General features: G+C 64.9%; 16 protein-coding genes. 6 read left to right on the top strand and 10 right to left on the bottom strand.

Translation table 11 applies throughout. The features are described from left to right. Positions 1–4: 4 nt before the first annotated feature. From NN5_RS12070 to NN5_RS12040, 7 genes are all read right to left on the bottom strand, one after another. Positions 5–2194 carry a GumC family protein gene (locus tag NN5_RS12070; protein WP_067734353.1) on the bottom strand — a complete coding sequence of 730 codons (2190 nt, stop codon included), beginning with the start codon at positions 2192–2194 and terminating at the stop codon, positions 5–7. A 55-nt stretch (positions 2195–2249) separates the two neighbouring features. Continuing rightward, positions 2250–2990: a polysaccharide biosynthesis/export family protein gene (locus tag NN5_RS12065; RefSeq protein ID WP_067734352.1), complete on the bottom strand. Its 741-nt coding sequence runs from the start codon at positions 2988–2990 to the stop codon at positions 2250–2252. 39 nt (positions 2991–3029) lie between these two features. Continuing rightward, on the bottom strand, positions 3030–4172 hold the full coding sequence (locus NN5_RS12060; protein ID WP_067734351.1) for a glycosyltransferase family 4 protein: 1143 nt from the start codon (positions 4170–4172) through the stop codon (positions 3030–3032). Then, the gene (locus tag NN5_RS12055; protein ID WP_067734350.1) at positions 4173–5255 is read right to left on the bottom strand and encodes an EpsG family protein; all 1083 of its coding nucleotides are present in this window, start codon (positions 5253–5255) and stop codon (positions 4173–4175) included. A gap of 97 nt (positions 5256–5352) precedes the next feature. Continuing rightward, positions 5353–5871, bottom strand: a complete 519-nt coding sequence (locus tag NN5_RS12050; RefSeq protein ID WP_067734349.1) for an acyltransferase — start codon at positions 5869–5871, stop codon at positions 5353–5355. A 26-nt stretch (positions 5872–5897) separates the two neighbouring features. Next, a complete protein-coding gene (locus tag NN5_RS12045) occupies positions 5898–7190 on the bottom strand; it encodes an oligosaccharide flippase family protein (RefSeq protein WP_067734348.1) in 1293 nt (430 codons plus the stop codon). Between the two features lie 47 nt (positions 7191–7237). Beyond that, a complete protein-coding gene (locus tag NN5_RS12040) occupies positions 7238–8338 on the bottom strand; it encodes a glycosyltransferase (RefSeq protein WP_067734347.1) in 1101 nt (366 codons plus the stop codon). 115 nt (positions 8339–8453) lie between these two features. On the opposite strand from NN5_RS12040, the gene asnB reads away from it, so the two are divergent. Further along, a complete protein-coding gene (gene asnB / locus NN5_RS12035) occupies positions 8454–10454 on the top strand; it encodes an asparagine synthase (glutamine-hydrolyzing) (RefSeq protein WP_306305101.1) in 2001 nt (666 codons plus the stop codon). Here asnB and NN5_RS12030 read toward each other — a convergent pair. From NN5_RS12030 to NN5_RS12020, 3 genes are read right to left on the bottom strand one after another with little or no spacing between them, the layout of a single operon-like run. After that, on the bottom strand, positions 10451–11209 hold the full coding sequence (locus NN5_RS12030; protein WP_067734345.1) for a hypothetical protein: 759 nt from the start codon (positions 11207–11209) through the stop codon (positions 10451–10453). The genes asnB and NN5_RS12030 overlap by 4 nt on opposite strands. After that, complete coding sequence (locus NN5_RS12025; RefSeq protein WP_067734344.1) at positions 11206–11874, bottom strand: haloacid dehalogenase-like hydrolase; 669 nt, start codon at positions 11872–11874, stop codon at positions 11206–11208. The genes NN5_RS12030 and NN5_RS12025 overlap by 4 nt, the downstream gene beginning before the upstream one ends. Further along, positions 11871–13121: a glycosyltransferase gene (locus NN5_RS12020; RefSeq protein ID WP_067734343.1), complete on the bottom strand. Its 1251-nt coding sequence runs from the start codon at positions 13119–13121 to the stop codon at positions 11871–11873. The genes NN5_RS12025 and NN5_RS12020 overlap by 4 nt, the downstream gene beginning before the upstream one ends. A 445-nt stretch (positions 13122–13566) precedes the next feature. Between NN5_RS12020 and NN5_RS12015 the strand changes: the two genes are divergently transcribed. From NN5_RS12015 to NN5_RS11995, 5 genes are all read left to right on the top strand, one after another. Then, complete coding sequence (locus NN5_RS12015) at positions 13567–14841, top strand: sugar transferase (RefSeq protein ID WP_067734342.1); 1275 nt, start codon at positions 13567–13569, stop codon at positions 14839–14841. Beyond that, positions 14838–16136, top strand: a complete 1299-nt coding sequence (locus tag NN5_RS12010) for a nucleotide sugar dehydrogenase (protein ID WP_067734341.1) — start codon at positions 14838–14840, stop codon at positions 16134–16136. The genes NN5_RS12015 and NN5_RS12010 overlap by 4 nt, the downstream gene beginning before the upstream one ends. A 63-nt stretch (positions 16137–16199) precedes the next feature. Beyond that, entirely contained in the window at positions 16200–17387 is a 1188-nt protein-coding gene (locus NN5_RS12005; protein WP_157081112.1) for a nucleotidyltransferase family protein, read from the top strand. Between the two features lie 253 nt (positions 17388–17640). Next, positions 17641–19008, top strand: a complete 1368-nt coding sequence (locus tag NN5_RS12000) for a bifunctional enoyl-CoA hydratase/phosphate acetyltransferase (RefSeq protein WP_067734366.1) — start codon at positions 17641–17643, stop codon at positions 19006–19008. Then, the gene (locus NN5_RS11995) at positions 19005–20189 is read left to right on the top strand and encodes an acetate/propionate family kinase (RefSeq protein WP_067734339.1); all 1185 of its coding nucleotides are present in this window, start codon (positions 19005–19007) and stop codon (positions 20187–20189) included. The genes NN5_RS12000 and NN5_RS11995 overlap by 4 nt, the downstream gene beginning before the upstream one ends. The last annotated feature ends 42 nt before the right edge of the window (positions 20190–20231 follow it).

Raw genomic sequence — 20231 nt, 5'->3', positions numbered from 1 at the left:
CGGATCAGGCCTTGTCCTGCTGGACACCTTGCGGGCGGAATCGTCCCCTGTCGTCGGAATCGAAGGGCTCTCCGGCGCCATAAGTGTAGCTGTCATAGTATCCGTAGCCGGCATTGCCGCGGGAGACTTTGGTCAGGATGACACCGAAGATGCTGGCGCCGGCATCGCGCAGCCTGCGGACCGTATCGTTCGCCGTACCGATGCGGGTTCTGCGGCTTTCGACGACGAGCAGCGTGGCATCCGCCACCGAACCGAGAAGCGGCGCGTCGGTCAGCCCCAGCACCGGCGGGCCATCGAGCACGACGAGATCGAACTGCCCGGAAGCTTCGGCCAGAACTGCCGGCAAACGGGCGGAACTGAGCAGTTCCGCAGGCGAACCTGCGGGCGCCCCCACCGGCAGTAGGCTGAGATTTTCCGTCGCCGATTTCACGACGAGCGGCGCGAGTGCGTCGCCGGAGGCAAGCAGGTGCGCGAAACCGGGCTGCGAACTTGCGCTGTTGCTGAACGTCGGGCGGCGCAAGTCGGCGTCGATCAGCAGCACGTTCATGCCCAGCCGGGCGCAGCTGCTGGCAATCGCGAAGGAGGACGTGGATTTGCCTTCGCCCGTCTGGGAAGAGGTGATGAACACGGTGCGGGGCAAGCCTTCGGGGCGTGCGTAGCGCAAGGACGTGATCGAGGAATAATAGGCCTCCGTCAGCGTCGAGGCCGGGTTTTCGAGCACGGAGGCAATGCTTTCCGATCCCCTTTCGCGCGGGATCACGCCGACCACTTGCAGGAAGAGCTTGTTGCGCACGTCGGAGGGATCGATGATCCGGTCGAAAAGGACGTAAAGCGCGAAGGCGCTCGCAAGCCCGGCCAGCAGACCGAAAGCGAGCCCCACCGAGAGATTGACGAAAAGCCGCGGGCGAAAGGGATGCTGGGGCTCGCGAGCCGGGTCGACCAGTGAAATGTTGCTCTGGCCGATCACGCCGGCGATGCCGACTTCCTTGTAGCGCTGGAGCAGGGCGTCGTAGAGCGAGCGGTTGGTGTCCGCCTCACGCTGCAGGATGGTGTAGCGGACCGAGCGGGCCCGGTCCTCGCGCACGCGCTGCTTGGCCTGGGCGACTTTCGCGGCAAGGGCCGTCTCCTCGCCGGCGGCGGACTTGTAGGCGGCGGCAAGGTCCGAGTTCCTGTCGGAAGAAAGCCGCCCCTGTTCCGTGGCGATGGCCTTGTTGAGCTGTTCTATCTTTGCCCGGGTTTCCCGCATTTCGGGATAATCCGCTTTGAACAGCTTTTCGTTCTCGCTGTACTCGGCTTGCAGGGTGGCCCGTTGGGCGACCAGTGTGGAAATGGCGGAGGTACTGCTGGCCTGGCTGTCCTTGCTTCCGTGGCGATAGGCGTTTTCCGCCGCGATCCGCTTGACCGTGGCATCGTTGAGCGCGGTTTCCATCGCTCCGAGATCGGTAACGGAAATGGGAGGCCCTTCGACGGACCGGCCATCGACCGTCTGCCCGGGAGACCGGAACAGGCCTGAATTGATGGCGTACTGATTGAGCGCGCTTTCCGAACTTTCGAGCGCATGTTGTGTTTTCGCCAGCTGGTCGCCGAGGAACTTGCGCGCGTAGTCCGTCGAACTGAACTTGCGTTCGAGGCTCATGGCAATGAAGGTTTTGGCCAGCGCATTCGCGATCTTTGCGGCAATGGCAGGGTCTGGCGCCGAATAGTTCAGCCGGATCAGCAGGCTGGCCTTTTCGCTGCTGACGCTGATGCCGGACCGCACACGGCTCGCCGCGCGATCGAGCCGTTGTTCGCGCGTGCCCGAGGTTCCGCCGAACTTGGGGGAATCCACAAGGTGAAGTTGCTCCGCCACCCGGCGTGAGAGGGCATCGCTGTACAGCATTCCGGTCTGCGTCGCGATGATCTCCTGGTTGGCCATGAACGGGCGTATCGTGCGCCGGTCCGCCGTTTCATCGAGAGATGCGGTGGCGTTGGGATCATAGGCGAGCAGCACCGACGCCCGGTAGAGGGGCGTTGTCATGACCGCGCTGGCCAGGCCAAGCAGGAGCCCGGCAAGCGCCATCCCCAGCACGACCCAGCGATGTTCGAGCAGGATGCGCAGAATTTCGCGCAGTTCGAGAACGGATACGGGAGAGCCCAGATGCGGCCCGGTATGCGCAGCGGCGCCATGCCCCTCGATATTCGCCGCAGCGTTCAATTCCCGTACCTTCCCGGTTGGAGTTCGTGGGCTTGCAGTCCGGACAGTGCCATCGTCATAGCCGCGAGAAGACCGCGATGCTGGGCAGGCTGGTCAGGAAGTCGTGATAGATCTGGCGAAGGTTGTCCGCATCGACCACCACCGTATCGCCGGGATAGACCATGGGATCATCCATCTTGCGGTGCCGGATGTCGATGAGATCGAACGCAGCCGCGACAGTTTCCCCGTTCTGCTTGCGGAAAATGGCGACCCGGCGCGGATTGCCCGTATCCTTGTCGATACCGTGCGCCGTGGCGATCGCGCCGAGCAGAGTGGTCGGGCCGGCAAGCGCATAGACGCCGGGCTGGGTCACACCGCCTTCGACCGTGATGTTCGTGCCGCTGGTGTTCGTGACCCGCACCGAGATTTGCGGATTGTTGAGATAGCGCTCGCCGTAAAGCTGCTCCAGCCGCTGCGCGAATGCCGTTGCATCAAGGTTTCGCACGTTTACCGGACCGAGCAGCGGAAGGTTGAGGAAGCCTTTGGAATCGACCTGATAATCGCCGCTGAGGTCCGGTATCCGGAAGACGGTAATGGTCAGTTCGTCGAGCGGTCCGAGCACGAGGTCGTATGGCGTGTCGGCCCGCGAGAGACGGTCCGCAGGGCCCAATGCCGCCCCGCCATAGGGAATGTCTCCGCCACGCATGGCGCAAGCGCCAAGCAGGAACAGGACAGGAAAGAAGATGAGCTTCGCTGCGCGGCGGGGTTTAAGGGGCCATGCCCATCCCGCCGGCTTGCGATCCTGTCCCTTTGTCATGCCGGCAGTCTTATCTGACGTTTCTGTTCTTGAGAAGTTTCAAGCACGATTACATCTTTGTAATATGTCCGCTCGATACATGGCTTCGAAATAAAGCGAGAGAACTTTTTCTTGTGAGAAACATGTCTCTGCCATCTCCCGGGCAGCGTTTGCCATTCTGTGCCAGGTTTTGTCGTCGGTCGCCGCAGCTCGTTTCAGCGCGGCCGTGAGGGACGCGGTGCTTCGAGGCTGGGCAAGGAAGCCGGTGGAGCCTTCGATCACGATGTCGCGGCAACCGGGAACGTCCGTCGCGATCATCGGCCGTCCCATGGCCGCGGCCTCCAGCAACAGCCGCGACATCCCTTCGCGGTAAGAGGGCAGGACGATCCAGTCGGCACCGGAAATGACCGGGCGCACGTCATCGACGGGCGGCAGGTGGCGCAGGGTGCCTTCCTGCACCCAGCCGGCCACTTCGCCGGGGCCGATGGCGGTGCGATTGTCCACGCCGAGGGGGCCGACCAGGCTGAACTGCAGCGAGGGATCCTGCTGCCGGAGAATGCGCGCGGCTTGGGCGAATTCGCGCACGCCCTTGTCTGCCAGCAGACGCGCGATCATCACGAAATGGCCGGGCGCGCGCCTTTCGCGGTCGGCGGCGAAATGGGCAAGATCGATCCCGGATCCCGGCAGGACATGCGCCTGATCCGGATGCGTCAGGCGCCATCGTTCGAACAGGTTGCGGTCATCGTGGTTCTGGAAGAGGACGACCGGGCAGCGTGTGAAGGCGAACCGGTAGAGCAGAGCGACCGCTGCCGTCAGCGGCGTGCGCCGGATGAACGCGGTGCCGAGGCCCGAGACGTTCGGGATCGCGGTCACGCCGGCCGCGCGGGCCGCGAGGGCGCCGTAGATATTGGCCTTTGGCGTCCAGCTCAGCCAGCCTGCGGGACGATGCTGCCGCATCAGTCCGAAAATCTGCCGCAGCGTACCTGCGTCGCGGTGGGGGGAGAGGCCCGAGGCGTCGTAGGCGACATGGGCAAGCCGGCACCCCATCGCTTCGAGCCGCGGACTCCAGACATCGTCGTGCGGGGCTGCTGCGATGATGTCGACCCCTTGTTCGATCAGGGCCTGGATCAGGCCCTTGCGGAAATTGACCAGGTTCCAGGCCTGGTTTGCCGAGATCATCAGCAGGGGGGCTGACGGCGCCATCTACGGGGCCGCCGCCGAAATGGTATCGAGTACCGAATGGTAGGGGACCCAGAAATCGGCGTTGGTCGCCAGCAGGAGCCAGACCGTCTGCACCAGCGCGGCCAGTGCGACGCCCATCATGCGCAGGAAATAAGTCGTACCGGTCGAAAGGCCGAGCAGCTCGCGCAGTGACCCGAACACGATCACCTGGACGGGCGCGAAATAGAGCGTGACGCGGTCCACCGCGGTGGAGGAGGGGCTCAGCCACAGTGCGAGCGGCGTCAGCGCGCCGGCAATGGCGAACAGAAGCCAGACGCGGCGGGCAAGGCCGGAATAGGGAAAGTAGCGCCATCGCGCGAGCAGCAGCATCGAAGGCAAGGCTGTCATCAGGATGCGCGCGAGGGCACCGCTCGAATCATATTCGCTGTCGAGGTAGCCGCTTTCGAAGCGTGAAAACCGCAGCGAGATCACCAGCAGGAAGGCGGCAATCCCGAAAGCGAGCAGAGCCGTCGCCAGGACGCGGCGGCGCGCCACCAGTCCTTGCACCACCAAAGGAAAAGTGACGCTGGCCGTCGAGTGAAGGGCGGCGGCCAGTGCCATTGTGACGATGGTGCGCACGCGGCGCACTTCGTTGAGCGAACCGATCGCGATCATGATCGTCCCGATCGCCGCAGCCTGGCGCACGTAGCCCATTCCCACGACGATGAAGAGATAGGGGACGGCGATGAGGATGCCCATCCAAGGCTCCCTTGTCGTGAGCGATATGCGCAAGGTTCCATAGGCGAGCAAGGCGGCGCAGATGCCATTGGCGAGATAGACGCCGAGCCCGAGGCGGCTTGAGGACCACAGGATCGCGCCAAAGGCGGGGTCGGTGTATCGCATCGCGCCCAGAAGGCTGAGATGCGATACTTCGTCCAACATGTCCGCATAAGTGATCCAGTCCCCGCCGATTTCGTCACGAAGGCCGGCGACCAGAACGTAAGCGGAAAGGAACCCTACGAAAGCAAGCGACTGGATTGGACCGATACGCTGGTGGTCCGCACTCACCGGGAAAATGAGCGCCATGACTGCGGCAAAAGCGAAGAGAAGCCAATATATGGTCATTTCGCCGATTTCTCCCGGAGTGCATCGGGCGAAGCCATTGCTCCTGCCGTCGAGCGGTCTATCGGTTTGGGCATCGTGCCACAATGGAGGGTTCGTCTCATCGGATCCTCCTTGCCGGGACACCGGCGTAGATGCCGCGTTCGGCAGCGCTGCGGGTTACGACCGAGTTGGCGCCGATAACGCAATGGTCTGCTAGTTCGACGCCGCGCGTTACCGTGACTTTCGCGCCGAGCCAGACATCGCGGCCGATCCGTATCGGCGCCGTTTCAAAGCCTTGATCGGCCAGTCGGTCATCTCCGGAATGACGGTGATCGGCGTCGCGGATCGTGCAATATTCCGCGACAAGGGTGCCATCGCCGATGGAGACGGCCTCGCGGCTGACCACGATCGCACCTTTGCCGATTTCGCAATTGCCGCCGATTTCGAGGTGTCCTGCGGCCGCTTCGAGATAGGCAAAATCGCCCAGGGCAACGCCTGCCCCCAGCGTCAGGGTGCCGCCGTCGAAACACCGCAGCCTTGCGCCGCGGCCGAACCGAACTGTCGGATGGCAGCTTACTCCGCGATAAGCTGCCCGGACATAGGCACGCATCGCCCAGCTTCGGGCGGCCTGGCGCATCAGGCGTAGGGCTGAAAACAACCGGATCAAAGCTTTCTCCCAGTCACGCTCGCTTTTTTGTGGATGTGGCGCAGCCCGTACAGGGTCGTGTCGATGCCGGTCGCCGCATGGAGCCGCAAACTGCAATAGGTGGTGGCGATCAGCAGCGCTGCAGAGGTCGCCAGGGCACCGCCGGCCGCTCCGAAGTGCGGGATCAGCAGGGCGCCGAGACTGGCGTTGACCATCCCCATGATCAGGAATGACCGCGTCGAAAGTGCGTGATGTCCGGTCATGTTGGCAATCGAGAGCGGCATACCCAGCATCGCGGAAACGAGCAGTCCGCCCCACAGGATACGGAACAGCGCCGCTGAGGAAGCGAAGTTGCTGCCGAACACGAAGGGAATCAGGTGATCGCCCCAGAGCGCTATGGGCAATCCAACGATGAAGGCACCGCCGAGCATGGCGATGGTGCAAAGAGAGGCGAGGTTCTGCAGCCCTTCGCGGTCTCCTGCGGCATGGAGCCGGGCGAACATGGGTGTGCCTGCGGTTGCGATGGCCGAGACAAGGACGAGCGTGACTTGCGAGACGGCGTCGGCCACGCGGTAGGTCCCGGCCTGGGCTACGCCCGCAAGCAGGCCGACGAGGAGCAGCGCCAGTTGGCCTTGCAACAGGCGCAACCCTTCGGTCATCGCCATGGGGACGCAGCTTTCGAGCCATGCGCGGACATCGCGGTCCGGAGATGCCTTGACGAGCGCTGCGGGGCGCAGACGCCGGTACAGAACGAGGCTGACGACCATCGCGCAGGCCGCGCTCGCTGCCTGCGCGGCCATGGCCATCGCCGGGTCGATACGCTCCCAGACGAGCCAGGCGCCCCCGCATCCTGCAATGAACAGCAGGGGCCGGCCAACGACCACGGGCAGTTGGCTGGCCAGAACGTGGTCCAGCCCGAGCAGGGCGAAGGCGCGCACTTTGCCGATCGAAACGAAGGGAATGAGCAGGAGGCCGAAAGGCAGGACGCGAAGCAGACCATGCCTGGCATCAATAAGGCCGAGACTTGCCAGGGTCGCAACGGCGAGCACGATCAACATGCAGAGCAGCAGGATGGCCCGGTCGCTCCAGGCGACAAGGCCTTTGAGCAGCCCCCATTCGCCGGTCGCCAGGCCCCGGCCGGCCTCACGCATGGCCAGGGTGGGAAGGCCGAATTCGGCGGCCAGCCCTGCCAGCGTCGAAATCGAGAGCGCGATCGCGTAGAGGCCATAGCCGGTGGCGCCCAGCAGGTTCGCGACGACGACGCCCGAGAGGAAAGAAAGCCCGGTCGAGGCAGCATAGAGCAGGGCCATCTGCAACGATGATCGTGCAAACATCTGCATGACGGGGCGACCGGTGCTCATGAGCCGAGGAGCCGTTCGAGATAGGCATCCACCGCACGATCCGTATCGAAATCGGCGGCGCGGGCCATCAGAGGAGCGCGATTGTGTTCGGTGGACAGCGCCTCCATCATGGCTCTGGCAAAGGTCTCGGTATCATCCGGAGGCACCAGCCGGCCCCAACGGCCGTTTCCGAGAACTTCGGCAGGGCCGACGGGACAGTCGGTCGCGACCACGGGCAGCCCGAAATGGAGCGCCTCAACAAGGACATTGCCCAAGGATTCCCGGCTCGATGAGAGCGCGAAAAGATCGGCGCCCGCATACCACTTGCCCGGTTCGGGGACGAAACCGGGCAGGAGCACTTTGCCGGTCAGCCCGGCAGTGCGCACCTGTCTTTCGATGACTGCGCGCTCGGGGCCGCTTCCGACGATGGCCAGCGTCGCTTCCATCTGCTGCGCGACTCTCGCGAAGGCGTCGATCAGCAAGCGGTGGTTTTTGGCCGGTTTGAGATTGCCGACAGTAAGGATGCGTTTGCCCACAGCGCCCTTCCAGGCATCGCGCGAAGCTGCTGATGCGGGGGGAGGAACGGGATTGGCGACCGCCGTAATGGCACTGCGCGGCAGCATGGCCAGACGGGCCGTGTCCGCGCATTGCCCTTTCGAGACGCCGACTATGCCATCCGCCAGACGGTAAGTGCCTGCGAGAGCGAGGCGCAGGCCGAGTGATTGCAGGAAACCGTCTCCATATTCCTCCGAAAGCACACCGTGGTCGGCAACGACGATGCGAGGGCGTGGCCGCAATCCCATCGCCGCGCCAATGGCAATGGTGGTCAGCGGCCACATGGCCGCCAGCATCCCGGCCGGGCGTTCGCGGCGCAGGTAGGCGCGCAGCGGGCGTGCGGCCTGCAGCAGCCGGTCTGCGCCGAGGTCGATGATCCGCACTTCCTTCGGCACCGAGGCGAGCCATTCCCCCTCGCGGCGCACCAGCACCAGATCGACACTGTGCCCGCGTTCAAGGCATCCGCGCATCAGCTCGATCGTCAGGCGTTCGGCGCCGCCACCACCCATCGAGGGCAGGAGGAAAGCCAAGTGGCCCTGTGTCGAGTTCGGTTCTTCCCGCATCGTCCGGCTATGGCTCCCGGTTTTGCGTTGATGGGCCTGCCCTGAAAGCACGCCGAGCAAATGCGATTGCTGACCTTGCCATCATGCCATAGAGGGTAGCGCAGCAGCCGGTACGATGCCGGGGGCGGCGGCAAGGCATCGAGAGGGGCGGCAGGACATGTGCGGCATCGCAGGTCTCATGAGCAGCCGCGCGCCCGTCGAAAGCCAGCATATAGCCGGGATGATCGCGCCTCTCGAACCGCGCGGTCCGGACGGCGCAGGCATCTGGGTTGCGGATGACGGCGGCATTGGACTGGGGCACCGCAGGCTCTCGATTCTCGACCTGAGCGAGGCCGGGCGCCAGCCGATGGAGTCTGTCTGCGGGCGCTACGTTCTCACCTTCAACGGCGAAATCTACAACTTTGCGGCCTTGCGCGACCGGCTGGAAGGCGAGGGCGCAGCGCCGCCCTGGAAAGGGCATTCCGATACCGAAGTGCTTCTGGCCGCGATAGCGGCCTGGGGGCTGAGAAGCGCGCTGGAACGGGCGGAAGGCATGTTCGCGCTCGGCCTGTGGGACCGGGAGCAGCGGACTCTGTCGCTTGCGAGGGACCGCTTTGGCGAGAAGCCGCTGTACTACGGCTGGACTCCGGCCGGTTTCGCTTTCGCATCGACGCTGGCGCCGATTGCCGGGCTTTCCGGGTTCGAGCGGAGCATCGAACTGCAGGCGCTCAGTGTGCTGCTTGCGCGCGCCTATGTGCCGGCGCCTTTGTCGATCTATCGCGGTGTCTTCAAGCTGGAGCCGGGGTGCCTGCTGGTCGTGCCGGAAAGCGGCGACCGGCACTGTCCGGCCAAAGCACCTGAACCCGGTCAATCCGGGCCGGTCCGCGTCGAGCGCTGGTTCGACTATGCCGAAGTGGTGCTGGCGGGAGCAGCCGATCCGATCGTCGATGAAGCAGAGGCGCTCGATCTTCTGGAAAAGGCGCTTGCCGGTGCCGTAAGCCGTCAGCTCGTTGCCGATGTGCCGGTGGGCACTTTCCTGTCGGGTGGAATCGATTCCTCGCTCGTGACAGCGCTGGCGCAGCGGCAGTCCGGACGGGCCGTGCGCAGCTTTACCATCGGTTTTACCGAGGCCGGTTTCGACGAGGCGGTCCATGCGCGCAAGGTCGCGGCCGCGATCGGCACCGATCATACCGAGCTGTACGTCACGCCTGAGGAAGCGCGCGAGGTTATTCCCCGGCTGCCGGCCATGTACGACGAGCCCTTCGCGGATTCCTCGCAGATCCCGACGCACCTTGTCAGCCGGCTGGCGCGCACCGAGGTGACGGTCGCGCTGTCGGGTGATGCGGGGGACGAGCTGTTCGGCGGCTATACCCGGCATGTGCAGATCCCCTGGCTCTGGCGGTGGCGGGAACGCATCCCCGGTCCGCTGCGCCAGCCGCTGCTGCGGACAGCGGGGGGCATTCCGGCCAGTGCCTGGCAGGTGATGGCACGGGCAGCCGGCCGCTCTCCTTCGCCGCAGTTCGGGCACAGGACGCGTCATGCACTGCGGATGGTGGCGGGATCGCAGCGGTTCGATGCGCTTCTGGACAGTTTCCTTGACGACTGGGCGCTGCGGCCGGATCCACTGGCGGAAAAGGTCCGCCGTCAGGCGCGGCTGGCGCTTGACCCGCGCCTTGCCGCACTGCCGCGCGAAACTGCGTTGATGCATGTGGATACCGTCTCGTATCTGCCTGGAGACATCCTTACCAAGCTGGACCGTGCGGCCATGGCTACCGGCCTGGAAACGCGCGTTCCCTTTCTCGATCCCACAGTGGCCGGTGTCGCGGCCCGGATGTCTCCGCAGCTGCGCTTCGGCGAGGGCGGCGGCAAGCACGTCCTCAAGCAGTTGCTCTATTCGCATGTGCCAGCCGGTCTCTTCGACCGGCCGAAGGCGGGCTTTGCCATTCCGGTCGGCCCATGGCTGCGCGGGCCGCTGCGGTTCTGGGCCGAGGACCTGCTGGCACCGCAAGCTCTGGCACGCAGCGGGTTGTTCGATGTCGCCGTCATTCGCGAACGTTGGTCCCGGCATCTGTCCGGAAGAGAGGATGCCACTCAGCCGCTGTGGGCGGTCCTGATGTTTCAGGCCTGGCATAGCTAGGCTCCGTCCCGCGGAAGGCCGAGCGCGCGTCCGGCAAGAGCCACGGCGGCAAACCAGACGATCAGCAGGGCAAGCCCCCGGCCCGATGGCTGCGTGCAAACGGCAGGCAGGGCAAGCACAGGCAGGACAAAGGCCGTGAGCCTCACGTTCGGGCGCTGCCGGCCGGGCATTGCGAGAAGCGCCTTGCTGTCCAGATAGGCGAGCTCGCGAAATATCACATAGACGAGGGCAGCTCCGGTGCCGATGCCGAACAGTTGGGCGGGCTCGATGATCCAGAACACCGGGGCCATGAACCGCAGCCACGCGAGCCAGACGAAGCTGAAGGTGCGGATCTCGCGGTCGGTCGCGAGATTGTGAAAGGCGAATACCGCTGCGAGTGAGAGGAAGAAGCCCCACCATGCCGGGGAATGCCAGGCGCCGATGGCGTAAGTGGCTGCGAAGAAACAGCCCAGCCGAATGGCGATCCAGGCTGCAATCGTGAGCGGCCCTGTGGTTTGCGAGCCCCGGACGCGCCCGTCGGTCTCCCTGAGAGCCGAATAGCGGTCGTTCACGATATAACCGATCTCGTACACCGAGATGAACGCCAGATAGGCCAGCAGCGCCAGGCCCATGGAGGGGAGCGGCGCAAATCGCCCGAACAGCGCGGCGAGCAGCAGTGCGGGCGCCCATTCGAAGGCGGCATGAAAGGCAAGGTAGCCGTTCCGCAGACGCGTCGAGGCAAAATAGGCACCGGGAAGGCAGAGCAGGCCGTTCATCGGCAGGCCTCCACGATCTCGCCGCGAAAGCCCGCCCAGCGTTCGCGGTGGGCGGGCTTTCGAATCACGGCGTAGCCTTGTGTCGCCCCGGAAAGGAGCGCGGCATCGCTGAGATTGTCGCTGATGGCGATCCATCTGCCGGAAAGGGCTTCGCTGCCGCAACGCGCCTCGATGGCTTCGCGCTTGCGGCCGGTTACGTCATGCGCGTAGCGGCCGGTCAGTCTGCCGCCGCGCTCTTCCAGCGTGCTGGCGACATGATCGGCGCCGATCTCGCGGGCCAGTGCGGCAATGATCGGGTCAAGGGATGCGGATGCGAGGATGACGCGCGATTTCGCAGCGCGTTGCGAGAAGATTTCCCAGACTTGCGGCACGCGGTGGTCTGAAAGCAGCGTTTGGGCATAGCTCTGCGCAGACTCGCCAAGCGCGCTGGCTTGATCTCCGCTAAGCAGCCCCACGGCGAGGTGCTTGGCCAAGGGGCGGCGCCCGAGGCGTTCGAGCACTATCAGCGCCGCGCGCAAGGGGCTGGTCCGGGCCGACAGCATGGTGATGAACACGCGCCGCAGCGGGCGCCGCGTTCTTGTGAAATGGCAGCGAAGCAGGCCCAGGGTCGTGTCTTCGTCGAACAGGGTGTGGCAGACATCGACGACGTAGGTGGCCTCCGTCATGGTGCCGCTTCCTTGTCGAGCGCGGTATAGATGTGGCGATAGCGTGCGATGGCCACGGGCAGGTCCAGTTCGGCGCGGGCGCGTGCGCGCAAGGCGGGGCCGCCTTTGGCAATGATTGCATCGATGCCGCGCACGGAAGCCTCGACTGCTTCGTCGTCGTCCAGATCGATGACGGCGCCGGCATCGAGCCTGCGGGTCTGTTCGGCGACGTCCCCCACGCCGGTGTTCGAGATGCTCGGAAGGCCGATGGCATAGGCTTCGGCAAGTTTCGTGGGAGAGCTGGCCAGCTTCGAATAGGCCGGTTTGATGAAGCTGAGCATCACATCGGCGGCGCCAAGCAGTTCGGGGACTTCGGTCCGCGTGGCGGAGCGCACTACGATGCGCCCGCGCAGTCCGGCGAGTCCAAGATCGCGGAGCCGTTGTTCCCGGGCATCGCTCCAGTCGCCGGTGATCAGGAGCAGCCGCGCGCTTGCATCGCGTTCGGCAAGGCGCCGGAACCAGTCCAGCATGTCGTCGAAAAGATACCAGGTGCCCAGCGACCCGAGATAGCAGGCCACTGTTGCCTCCGGCGCGATGCCGAGACTGTCGCGGACCTTTGCGCGGGCTTCGGGCGAAGGCGGCACGAAGTGTTCGAAATCGGCGCAGCAGGGGATGACCGAAACTGGCGCGCGGGCATCGGGGGCAATGCCGCGCAATTCGGGAATGACGCGATGCGTCAGGCTGACGATGTGGTCTGCCCCTTGCAGCAGGCGCCGCTCGATCGCTTTGCAGCGGCGGTACAAGGCGCGATCGAGCCTAGAGCGGGATTTCCAGATGCCGCCGTCGAGCCGTTCGTCCACCCAGAGGCCGCGCATGTCGAATATTGTCTTCGTGCCCCTGCGCCGGCTCAGCATCAGCCCCGTCTGCATGGCCTGATAGCTTCGGCAGTGCACCAGCGAAATCCCGTGCTTGTGCTGGATGCGCCGGGCGGCCCAGTGCATCCGCAACAGGTCCCAGAGCTTGCCGGCCTTGCCCCACCGCGATGTGAAAGTGAGGGGTGTCCAGCCGATCCCCTCATGGACCAACTCCGCCTGCATGGCGCGGCCGTTTGCATGGAACCGCGCCGGCTTCTCGAAGCTGAGCACATGGTAGTAGCGGCAGGCCGGGGCTATTCCACGAATGTAGGGGAGGATCTGGCTACCCCCGAGGGGATCGAGAAGGCCGTCATAGCTGATGAACAGCGCGCGCGCTTGCAAGGGCGGCATCATGGACAGCGGTCCTGAGGCGGGCTGGACGGATGGGGACCAAGTCGAGGCGCCGCCGACAAGGTCATCGCAGGCCAGGCCAGACTCACAGTCTCCTGCGGCAGGCAAATGTCACCATCCGCAAGATGCCTTCGCCAGTCCGGATCGAGGGGGCTGATGGCTGATTTGCAGTCTTTCAATGCCCGGTGTCCCTCATTCCTGATACTTGACTATGAGGCTTATGGCAGGATGGCGTCCAGGATTTCAGCGCTCTTTGCTAAATCCGGATGCAGAATGACAAAATGTTAATGTTGAGTTGTTGTGGTGTTTCCCATAAATTTATTCCCGAGGATGTCAAAATTACTCACTGATTTGGATGCATGGCAAGGCATTGATGGAAAGTATAGCCGTAATTTCTTTGGTTAACGCCGGAAATTTGGCGGCTTGAATGTTTCCGGGAGCCGGGGCCATGTCTGATCTGCAGCTTCGCCGGCACGGCGGCTGGCTTCATCCGGTCAATCAGGTTTTCCTGGCAGCGATAGTGTGCGTAGGCGTTCCGTTTTGCGTGCTGGCATGGACGCGGCCTTCGGGAATCTTCGATCTGCAGGCGCAAAATTCCGCCCTTGCCGGCTTCGCCGCGATCGTTGCGGGTTTCTGGCTGCATCGCAGTCTTGGCAAGATTCCCGGAACGCAGGAAAGCTCCGGCATTCTTGCCGGCTACCTTCTGTCATTCGGGGGCGTACTGGCTGCGATCCTGCTTTTCCGTATCTCTTATTCGCGGGCCATGTTGCTGAGCACATTCGTTCTCACGCTCGTCTGGTTCTTCCTCGTCTATGCCGCGACGCAGCGCCGCGCCCTGAGGCTGGGCGTGGTAGGCGGCGGGAGCGCGGAGCGGTTCAGGGCCATGCCAGGCGTCAGGGCCTTCCCGCTCAGGCTCGATACCTGGCCGGAGAGGGTGGATGCGGTGGCCGCCGACTTTCGCGAGGATCACGATTCGCTCTGGCAGTCGCGGCTCGCCGATTACGTCTTGGCCGGGATACCGGTCTACCACGCCAAGGACTTGTGCGAATCTCTGACTGGCCGGGCCGATCTGGAGCATCTGTCCGAAAACAATCTCGGCGCGCTCAACCCACACAGTTCGCTGCTGTTCGGCAAGGCCTGGCTCGACCGCCTTTGCGCCTTGCCCGCGCTTGTCATCCTCGCGCCGGTCATGCTCGTGGCCGCGATCGCGATCCGGATCGATTCGCCCGGGCCGGCGTTCTTCTGCCAGCGCCGCACCGGCTATCGCGGCAAGCCGTTCACTGTCTTCAAGTTCCGCACCATGGTCCACCGCCCGTTTCCGCTTGGCGAAGGCGGGGATGAGGCCGATGCCTTCATCACGCGCCCCAATGATGAGAGGATCACGCGCGTCGGTGCTGTCTTGCGCCATTGCCGGATCGACGAATTGCCGCAGATTCTCAATATCCTGCGGGGCGAGATGAGCTGGATCGGTCCGCGGCCCGAAGCTTGCGCTCTGTCATCGTGGTATGAGCGTGAGATACCCTTCTACCGTTACCGCTACGTGGTGAGGCCGGGAATTACCGGCTGGGCGCAGGTGAACCAGGGCCACGTCGCCGAAGTGCACGAAGTGCGCACGAAGCTGCAGTACGATTTCTACTATATCCGCAACTTCTCGGCCTGGCTCGATTTCCTCATCGTCGCCAAGACAGTGAAGACGATGCTTACCGGGTTCGGTCATCGATGACGGGTGCCACAGGGGAGGACAAGCTGGCGGTGACGGTCATCGGGCTGGGCTATGTCGGCCTCCCGCTGGCCGTGGCTCTCGCGCGGCATTTCACTGTGACGGGCTACGACGTCAATGAAGCGCGGATCGCCGGGATCGCCCGCGGGCATGACCATACCGGGGAGATTGATGATGCCGTGCTAGAGGCCTCGGCGCTGCGTGTGACGAGCAATCCTACGGACTGCATGGCGAGCGATTTCTACATCGTCACAGTGCCGACGCCGGTCGATGGCGAGATGCGCCCCGATCTTTCGCTGGTCGAGGAGGCCAGCCGGACGGTCGGCGCGATGCTCGGAGGTACGGCTGGGCTTAAGGGCGCGCCGGGCCGGCAGGCGCCTGTCGTGGTCTATGAAAGCACGGTCTATCCGGGCGTCACCGAGGAAGTGTGCGTTCCGATCCTCGAAAGCAGCTCGGGCCTGACATGTGGGCGCGATTTCTTCGTCGGCTACAGTCCCGAGCGGATCAACCCCGGGGACCGTGAGCATACGATTGATCGCATCACCAAGGTCGTTGCCGGGCAAACGCCCGAAGTGCTGGATTCGATTGCGGCTCTCTATGGCGCGATTACCGGCGGTGGGGTGTTCAGGGCGGCATCGATCCGCGTGGCCGAAGCGGCGAAGGTGATCGAGAACGCGCAGCGTGACATCAACATCGCCTTCATGAACGAAATCGCCCAGATTTTCGCCAAGATGGGCATTTCCGTCTGGGACGTTCTGGAGGCGGCGCGGACCAAATGGAACTTCCTGCCCTTCACGCCCGGTCTCGTCGGCGGGCACTGCATTGGCGTCGATCCTTATTATCTCTCCCACCGGGCGCAGGCGCTGGGGCACGAGCCGCAGGTGCTGCTGGCCGGGCGGGGGGTGAATGACACCATGGCCCACTATGTGGCGGCCTCGTTGCACCGCGCGCGGGAAGGCCGTCCGGGAAGCGTGCTGGTGCTGGGCCTCACATTCAAGGAAAACGTGCCCGACTTGCGGAATTCGAAGGTTTCCGATCTCGTCGGGGCGCTCGATCGCGAGGGGCATTCGGTGACACTGCACGATCCGGTTGCCGATCCCGCCGAAGCGGAACGGGCCTTTTGCCGGCGGCCGTCGCACGAGGCGCTCGGGGAGGTCTATGACCTCGTCCTGCTCGCAGTGCCGCACAAGGCTTATCTCGATATGGGAAGCACTGCGATCCGGGCCCTCGTCGCGCCTGGGGGCACACTGGCTGATCTCAAGGGTGTGCTTGGCAGCGAAGCCGATTGGCGGCTGTGATGGTGGCCGTCCACGGGATCGAAGGCCGCGAAGAACGGTTCTGCCTTGCGCGATGATGCCGCCATGTCCCTCTTCCCGCTGCTGTGGGGAGGGGCCGATGCCGCGTGCCGGGCTGCCGGCGTGCTGGAGGATGGCGGCTGGCGCAGGCTGACGATGGCGGCCCGCCAGCACCGTCTCCTGCCGCTGCTCGATGCGCGCGCGCAGGAGACGGGGTTTGCAGATCAAGCACCGCCTGACCTCGTCTCGCGATGGCGCGCTGCCCGCAGACGATCGGCGAGGCGTGCGCTCGATCGCAGGGCGGTTCTCGCCCGCACGGCAGACCTGTTCGCAGCGCAGGGCATCGATGCCGTTGCGCTCAAGGGGGCAGGGGTCGTCTGGCGGGACTGGATCGAGCCGTCGCTGCGGCCCATGCGTGATCTCGATCTGCTCGTTGACGGTGATGCTATCGGCCGGGCGGATCGCCTCTTGCGGACCCATGGTTTCCGGGGGCGGGATGGAGCGGCTCCCGCATCGGAAAAGCATCTTGCCGCGCTGGTCGATGAAACCACCGGTGTGGCGGTCGAACTGCACAGGAGCACGTTCGACGTCCATGACGCCGCTTCCGCAGAGCGCGAACAGGGCTTCCGGCGCAGGGCCGTGGCGCGCTCGGAGCCTTGCGAGGCGGCAGGGGGGCTGCGCGTGTTCACGTCCACCGACACGCTGCTGCACCTGATCCTTCATGCCGTCTGCGACCACCAGTTCAACAACGGGCCCTTGCTCTTGCTCGACATGGACGTGCTGGTGGCGAAAGGAGGGATCGACTGGCCGCTGTTCTGGAGCGAGGCACAGGCTTGCGATGCGGTTCGCAGTGCGCAGCTCGCCTTGTGCCTTGCCCGGACTTATGCCGGATCGGCGGGCATTCGCTGGGAGGGGCACGAACCGGAGGATCTGCCGCCACGGGTGGTGGAAAATGCCGCCCGCATGATGCTTGTGGACATGTCGCGCCGGGCTGAACTCGGCTGGGCAGGGCGGGTCGCCGCTGCTGCGCCCGGAGCGCGCGGGGCGATGCTGCGCAAGATGATCATGCGCCGCTGCCACTCCCGCGGGAGGCGGCAGCCGGAACCGGACGCGCGGCAGGGCGAGACGGCGGGAGGCAGCCGCACTGTCCTGAAAAACTTTGCGCAGGTGCTCGGCGTGCTCGCCAGCGGGGCCGCGCGGCGGCACCTTGCCGCGGGCCTGCGCGTCGGCAGATGGCTTGGCCGCCGGGCGTGAGATGCGGGCGCGTGAGATGCGGGCGGCGGATCGTGCCATTGAGACAAGCCGTTGAGACAATTTGTCTCAATTGCCAGCTTTGCCATCGGTTTTATCGTCTGGTATTCGCAACCGCAGCATCGCCTGCCGATGCGACTCCGTCCCGTACAGATTCCGAACGGCCGGGAGAACGCGCTGGTGTTACGCCAACCCGCTGATGGATGGGGATTGCTCCCCGGCTTACCCGTGAAAATTCGCTCCGATGGAGGTGGTCATGGGATCGCCTGAGATGGTTGAAAACCGCACTTTCGACGAGATCGCCATTGGTGACAGCGCCAGCGTTGTCCATAGCCTGACCCTGCGCGATCTGGAGATGCTGGCCGCAGTGACCGGCGACGTAGACTTGCATGGCCGCTCCGTCGCGTCGGGCACATGGGCGGCGCTGCTGACCGGCGCAGTGCTGCGCACGGCTTTGCCCGGACCGGGAACGGTGCTGACCGAGCAGGAGATGGCCTACACCGCTCCGGTCCGTCTCGGTGACGAAATCACGATCACGGTCACGGCGCGTGAAAAGGATGCCGCATCGCACACCGTCGCGTTCGACTGCCATTGTGCCGGAGTTGATGGCACGCTTCTGGCGCAAGGAACCGCGCGCGTTCTGGCGCCGCTGGAAAAGCGCCAGAGGGCGAAGGCGGATTTGCCCGATATCGTCGTTGGCGAGCGCGGCGCGAAGTTCCGCGCGCTGATCGCCCGCGCGCAAGCGTTCGAGCCGATCGTGACGGCCATCGTTCACCCGATTGAGTCCAATGCCGTCGCCGGCGCTGTGGAAGCGGCGCGGGCGGCGCTGATCGTTCCGCACTTCATCGGTCCGAAGGCAAAGATCGAGGCCGCCGCTGCCGAAGCCGGACTGGACCTTTCTCCCTACGATCTCTCTCCCACCGAACATTCCCACGCCGCCGCTGAACTCGCCGCGCGGCTGGCGCATGAAGGCAAGGTCCATGCGCTGCTCAAGGGCAGCCTGCATACCGACGAGTTTCTCCATCCGATCCTGGCATCGGAAAACGCGCTGCGGACCGGCCGCCGGCTGAGCCATGTGTTCCTGATGGACGTGCCGAGCTACGACCGGCTGCTGTTCATTACCGATGGCGCGATCAACATTGCGCCGGATCTCGATGCCAAGGCCGACATCGTCCAGAACGCGATCAACATGGCCTGCGCGCTGGGCGTGGCAACGCCGCGCGTGGCGCTGCTTTCCGCGGTGGAGACCGTCAACCCCGCCATGCCTTCCACGCTCGACGCGGCTGCCTTGTCGAAGATGGCCGAGCGGGGGCAGATTACCGGGGGCATTGTCGATGGCCCGCTCGCTTTCGACAACGCGGTTTCGCCGATCGCGGCGCGGATCAAGCATATCCGTTCGCCGGTCGCCGGGCAGGCGGACATTCTTGTCGCGCCCGATCTCGACGCGGGGAACATGATCGCCAAGCAGCTTGAATACCTGGCGGCCAGCGAGGCGGCGGGCGTGGTTCTGGGCGCGCGGGTGCCGGTGATCCTGACCAGCCGGGCCGATACGGCGCAGAGCCGCCTTGTTTCCTGCGCGGTGGCGGTCCTGCTTCATGCCGCGCGTGGCGGGGCGGGCGCATGAGCCGGCTGATCCTGACGCTCAATGCCGGTTCTTCGAGCATCAAGTTCGCCATCTTCTCCGCCTCCGGCAGCAGCGAGGGCCGCGCCGTTGCGGAAGGCAAGGCGGTCAATATCGGTTCGGCGGGGACGAACCTTGCCGTGCATGACGGGGCCGGAACGCGCCTGCTGTCCCGCGACTATGCCGAGGATGCGGGCGAGGACCTTGTCCTGCAGGACCTGCTGGCATGGATCGAGAGCCATTTCGGCGGCACGCTTGCCGCGGCCGGGCACCGTGTGGTTCACGGCGGGCCGCGCTTTCATGCGCCGTGCCGGGTGACGGCGGATCTGATCGGGGAACTGGCCAAACTGGTGCCGCTGGCTCCGCTCCACCAGCCCCACAATCTTGCGCCGATCCGCGTGTTGGCGCGCGATTTTCCCGCGCTTGCACAGTTCGCCTGTTTCGACACGGGTTTCCATGCCGACAATGCGCCCTTGGCCACGACTTTTGCGATTCCCCGCGAACTGACCGGACAAGGCATCCGCCGTTATGGCTTTCACGGCATTTCCTACGAATACATCGCCAGTTGCCTGCCGGACTATCTGGGCGATGTGGCGGAAGGGCGCGTGGTCATGGCGCATCTGGGCAATGGCGCGAGCCTCTGCGCGATGCACCATCGCCGCAGCGTGGCCACGACCATGGGTTTCACGGCGCTCGACGGCCTGATGATGGGCACGCGCTGCGGCACGATCGATCCGGGCGTCCTCATCTACCTGATGCAGGAAAAGGGCATGAGCGCGCAGGCGGTGAGCGACATGCTCTATCATGACTGCGGGCTGCTCGGCGTGTCCGGGATCAGCAATGACATGCACACGCTTCTGGCCAGCCCCGCGCCGGAAGCGCGCGAGGCGGTGGACCTGTTCGTCTATCGCATCGTGCGCGAACTGGGCTCTCTGGTGGCGGCGCTGGGCGGCCTCGATGCGCTCGTCTTCACCGGCGGGATCGGCGAACATGCGGCGCCGGTGCGGGCGGCGGTGTGCCGTCAGGCGGCATGGCTGGGCCTGACGCTCGACGAGGCGGCCAATGCCGCGCACGGCCCGAAAATTACGACGGATGGGAGCCTTGTGCCCGCCTTGGCCGTTCCCACCGACGAGGACCGGATGATTGCCCGCCATTGCCTCACGCTGCTTGGCAAGGAGACTTAACCTCCCGGGCCCCCTCAGAACCGAAGCTGCACGCAAGGTAGA

Origin of the sequence: Novosphingobium naphthalenivorans NBRC 102051, from assembly GCF_001590985.1 — a bacterium.
GTDB lineage: Bacteria > Pseudomonadota > Alphaproteobacteria > Sphingomonadales > Sphingomonadaceae > Novosphingobium > Novosphingobium naphthalenivorans.
This window is presented reverse-complemented; position numbering and strand designations above follow the sequence as displayed.

Coding starts and splice junctions, on each gene's coding strand:
- NN5_RS12020 (WP_067734343.1), bottom strand. CDS start 13,121: ATGATGCCGCCCTTGCAAGCGCGCGCGCTGTTCATCAGCTATGACGGC.
- NN5_RS12030 (WP_067734345.1), bottom strand. CDS start 11,209: ATGAACGGCCTGCTCTGCCTTCCCGGTGCCTATTTTGCCTCGACGCGT.
- asnB (WP_306305101.1), top strand. CDS start 8,454: ATGCCGGGGGCGGCGGCAAGGCATCGAGAGGGGCGGCAGGACATGTGC.
- NN5_RS12040 (WP_067734347.1), bottom strand. CDS start 8,338: ATGCGGGAAGAACCGAACTCGACACAGGGCCACTTGGCTTTCCTCCTG.
- NN5_RS12055 (WP_067734350.1), bottom strand. CDS start 5,255: ATGACCATATATTGGCTTCTCTTCGCTTTTGCCGCAGTCATGGCGCTC.
- NN5_RS12050 (WP_067734349.1), bottom strand. CDS start 5,871: ATGCGCCAGGCCGCCCGAAGCTGGGCGATGCGTGCCTATGTCCGGGCA.
- NN5_RS12065 (WP_067734352.1), bottom strand. CDS start 2,990: ATGACAAAGGGACAGGATCGCAAGCCGGCGGGATGGGCATGGCCCCTT.
- NN5_RS12045 (WP_067734348.1), bottom strand. CDS start 7,190: ATGGCCCTGCTCTATGCTGCCTCGACCGGGCTTTCTTTCCTCTCGGGC.
- NN5_RS12010 (WP_067734341.1), top strand. CDS start 14,838: ATGACGGGTGCCACAGGGGAGGACAAGCTGGCGGTGACGGTCATCGGG.
- NN5_RS12060 (WP_067734351.1), bottom strand. CDS start 4,172: ATGGCGCCGTCAGCCCCCCTGCTGATGATCTCGGCAAACCAGGCCTGG.
- NN5_RS12005 (WP_157081112.1), top strand. CDS start 16,200: ATGTCCCTCTTCCCGCTGCTGTGGGGAGGGGCCGATGCCGCGTGCCGG.
- NN5_RS12015 (WP_067734342.1), top strand. CDS start 13,567: ATGTCTGATCTGCAGCTTCGCCGGCACGGCGGCTGGCTTCATCCGGTC.
- NN5_RS11995 (WP_067734339.1), top strand. CDS start 19,005: ATGAGCCGGCTGATCCTGACGCTCAATGCCGGTTCTTCGAGCATCAAG.
- NN5_RS12000 (WP_067734366.1), top strand. CDS start 17,641: ATGGGATCGCCTGAGATGGTTGAAAACCGCACTTTCGACGAGATCGCC.
- NN5_RS12025 (WP_067734344.1), bottom strand. CDS start 11,874: ATGACGGAGGCCACCTACGTCGTCGATGTCTGCCACACCCTGTTCGAC.